The sequence below is a fragment of the Myxococcus sp. AB036A genome (assembly GCF_006547355.1).
Taxonomy (GTDB): Bacteria; Myxococcota; Myxococcia; order Myxococcales; family Myxococcaceae; genus Myxococcus; species Myxococcus virescens.
Genome location: NZ_VHLC01000199.1, coordinates 1 through 4,155 on the forward strand (window position 1 = coordinate 1; position 4,155 = coordinate 4,155).

A 4,155-nucleotide genomic window follows, 5' to 3' on the forward strand; every position below is an offset into this window, starting at 1 on the left:
CTCCTGGGCTTCAGGCGGTGGCGGGACCGCCGGGCGTGGTGGGCGCGCTGCCTGGGCCGGGTGCGTCGATGCCGCCGGAGGGGACCGGGGTTCGGTCGCCCTCGGCGACGGGACTGCCTGCGGTGCATGGAGCGCCGGGCGTGGGGACTGCTGGTCCGCAGGTTCCTCCGGGGATGCCGGGCGCATCGCCGTCGGCCGCGCCCGGAGGGATGGCTGTTCCACCGGGGATGATGGCGGTACGTCCTCCGTCCGTGACGGGACTGCCCGCGGTTCCTGGACCACACGGTCGGGTGCCGCCAGGCATGGCGGGCGCACGGCCTCCGTCCATGACGGGTGTCCCGGCAGTGCCGGGGCCTCATGGGCCGGTGCCTCCGGGGATGATGGGCGCACCGCCTCCGGCGACGGTTGGGGCGGGGGCTCCGGTGCCTCCGGGGATGGTGGGGCATCGGCCTCCGTCCGCGACGGGACTGCCTGCGGTGTCGGGACCTCCTGGCATGGCGGGTGGCGCGTCCGGGCCTGCTGGGCCAATTCCTCCCGGGATGATGGGACATCGCCCGCCGTCCGCAACGGGCTTGCCCGCCGTGCCGGGGCCTCATGGGCCGGTGCCTCCGGGAACGATGGGAGCACGGCCTCCTCCCGCGCCCGGGCCACACGGGCCGGTCCCTCCCGGGATGATGGGACATCGTCCGCCGTCCGCGACGGGCCTGCCTGCGGTGCCGGGGCCTCATCGACCGGTGTCTCCGGGAATGGTGGGAGCACGCCCCTCGTCGCCGGGCCTGCCTGCGATGCCCGGGCCTCATGGGGGGCCGGTGCCACCGGGAATGACGGGAGCACGGCCTCCGCCCGCTCCCGGATTGCCAGGGGCGCATGGGCCGGTGCCTGCGGGGATGGGAGCACGGCCGCCACCTGCGCAGGGCATGCCTGTGCCTCACGGGCCGGTGCCTCCCGGAATGATGGGCGCGCGACCGCCGTCGTCGCCGGGACTGCCTGCGGTGCCGGGAGCTCGCGGGGCGATGCCACCGGGAATGACGGGCGCGCCGCCTTCGTCCGTGCACAGGGGGCCCCAGGCTCTCGGGCCTCAAGGAATGATGCCACCGGGAATGACGGGCGCACCGCCTGCGACTGCGCACAGGGGGCCCCAGGCTCTCGGGCCTCACGGAATGATGCCACCGGGAATGACGGGCGCACTGCCTGCGTCCGTGCACGGGGGGCCCAATGCCCCCGTGCCTCCCGGAGCGGTGCCACCGGGAATGATGGGTGCACCGCCTGCGACTGCACACGCGGAGCCCCATGCTTCTGGGCCTCACCGGGCGATGCCGCCGGGAATGACGGGTGCACCGCCTGCGACTGCGCACGGGGTGCCCGATGCCCCCGTGCCCCTCGGGACGGTGCCACCGGGAATGATGGGCGCACCGCCTCCGTCCGTGCACGGGAGGCCCCATGGCCCCGTGCCTCCCGGAGCATTGCCTCCGGAGATGACTGCTGGGGCTCGGGCTGTCGCCGGGCCGGGGATGCCCCGTCCTCACTCGCCTCACGGACAGACGCCTCCGGGCACATTGCCCGTACCTACGGCCGCAGGTGGCTCGCATGCGGCCCTGCAGGGCGCACCCACGCCGGGCATGGCGCAGGGCCCGTCGAGCGGACCGCCCGCGCAGGTGTCTCCGACGCCGCCTTCAGGCGTGGTCGCTGCGCATCCAGCGGGCATGCCGTCGCAGCTCCCCAGGGGGATGACGCCTCCTGGAGCGATGCCGCCTCCCGCGTCCCTGGGGGATGCACGGCACGTGGAAGCGGACATGCCAGTCCCTGGCAATGTCGCTGCGGAAGCTCCAAGGACCGATGAGCCAGCCGAGACGCCTCCAGCGGAAGCACGCGCTGCCCCGTCCTCGGCTGTCGCGGATGGAACGGAACCTCCGTTCCACCTCGAGGAAGACCTGGGGGCTTCGGGGCCGAGCGGTGGTCCCTCGGCGCCGGACTTCGATTCAAGCCGGATGCCGGTTCCTCCCGGAATGTCGCCCGCGGTTCATCGTGGGCACGCCGTCTCGCCTGCTCCCTTCGCAAGTGAAGGACGAGAGTCCCCCGACGAGCGCGGCGCGGCGCCTCAACGGGTTGGCATCCCTGCTGAGGTGCCGGCTCAAGAGCATGTGCCGGATGCCGTCGACGCGAGTGGGGCTCCCGAGCGGGCGTTGCCCACGGACTCTGACGTAGTGTTCGACGTTGAGGCCGTTGCCGTCACGGCTCCCGACTTCGTGTCGGCGACCCCTGTCGCGACCGAAGGTGCGTCGTCGGTGGACGAGGAGGTGTCTCCCGAGACGCCAGACCTCACGGATGCCACGGTCGTGGTTGAGCCGGTCCTTGCCACCGACGCCGCAGTTGGGCCGCAGGCAGTAGACGAAGCCGCTGTAGTGACGGCAGAGGGCGCCGGTGCGGCATCGGGTGGCGTCGCAAGCGAAGCCGTTGGTGTGACGGCAGCGTACGTCAGTGTGGAATTGGGTGAGGAGCCGTCGGCCAGCCCCATTCACGACGAACCGAACGCAGTTGTTGAGGCATCGGCAGCCGGCGCGGCTACCGCTGAGTCGGAAGCAGCCCGTATTGCGAGTCCAGACGTTGAAGCTGTAGCCGCATCCGCTGTGTTGGACGCGGCCAATGTCGCCACCGCAAACGTTGATGACTTGGCGGCGGGAGCATCTTCCTCCGCGCAGGATGTTGCTGGTGATGCGAATGCGGTCTCGGCCGTATCGGCGGGCGGTGCCGTTTTGGCACAGCCGGACGACTCCGTTGCACCTGGTGCGAACGTCGATGCATCGGCCGCAAGCTTCGTTACTGCCCAGCCGAATGACTCCGGCGTGGCAAGCGCAAGCGTTGAGACTCCCGCCGCAACCACCGAGGCCAACTCGACCTCGGATGCACATGCTGCCGCTGCTGCCGTGCCGGATGTCTCCGGTGGTTCGAGTGGCATTCGTTCGGTTGGCGCCGAGCCGCATGCTGCCGGTGTGAACGATGCGGCACCCGAAGCGTCCGCCCTTGGCGAGTCGTCGGCGGCATCGGTGCCTCAGGGAGCCGTGGAAGCGGCAACTGCGGCGCTCGATCGTGAGCACGCTCCGTCGTCCACGAATGAAGGTGTTGCCGTTGCTGAACCGGCCCCTGGACAGGCCGCAAGCCAGGCCGCGACGGTCTTGTCTGACACGGAGATTGCTGCCGCCGCTGTCCTCGCGTCGTCCGCGAATGTGGAAGGTGCCGCCGTTCCTTTGCCGGGCGGTGACGCTCGGCCGACCGCAGAAGTGGCGTCGACCGCCGAGCTGACGGATGCGTCAGCTCCAGGGCCGGATGCTGGGACCTCACAGCACGAGGCCGCCTCTCCAGCTGAGTCGCCGAACGCTGACGTTTTGAGCGCGGTGGGCTCGACGTCGCCCGATGATGTCGCGTCCGTGGACTCGATTCCCGAACCGGAAGGGACTGAGCAACCTCCCGGTGTGGAAGCGCTGCCGGAGGCCTCTCAGGCCCACTCCGGTCCAGTCCTCGTGGGAGAAGCCGCGGAGGCCACGTCGTCGTTGGCTTCCACGACGCCAGCCGAAGCGCAGCGTCCAGCCGAGCCCGTCATCGTGACCGATGCCGTTGGTCATTCCACGGCTCCATCCGCTGCAACCGAAACCACCGCGGCGATCTCGAAACTCACGAGCGATTCATCCTCATCGGCCACGCAGGAGCCAGTCGCGGTCAACCCGTCTGCTGAGACGACGCCGACTGTCACCGGAGACGCCCCAACCGCCGCAACACCGAGCGATGCGCCTGACGGCTTCGCGGAGGCGGCTGCGGCAACCACAGAGACCGAGCCAACTCCGTCCATCGAGTCCGCTCCCGCCGCTATACCGTCCACGGACGAACGGGCCGCGCTGCCCTTCGGCGAGGTGACGCAGCCATTCGGCCTCAAGTTGGACCTGTCGGCCATCACCGACGAGTCCGACCCGAAGGCGGAGGATGCTTCAACAGGCCAGCACGCGGATACGCCAACGCAGGACACCCCGGCGCCGCGCAAGGGACGCGGCTTCGTCGTCGCAGAGCATGGCGAGCTGCTCACCACCCCTGCTGCCCCCGCGGCCAGCTTCGACGCCACGGAGCCCGGCGCGCATGGCGGCGCTCCCGCGCCCTTCGTCGAGC

1 pseudogene is annotated in these 4,155 nt (G+C 70.8%); it reads left to right on the forward strand.

The features are described from left to right. Nucleotides 1-2,204: 2,204 nt before the first annotated feature. Nucleotides 2,205-4,155, forward strand: a pseudogene (locus FL344_RS38815) (hypothetical protein); the annotation flags it as partial.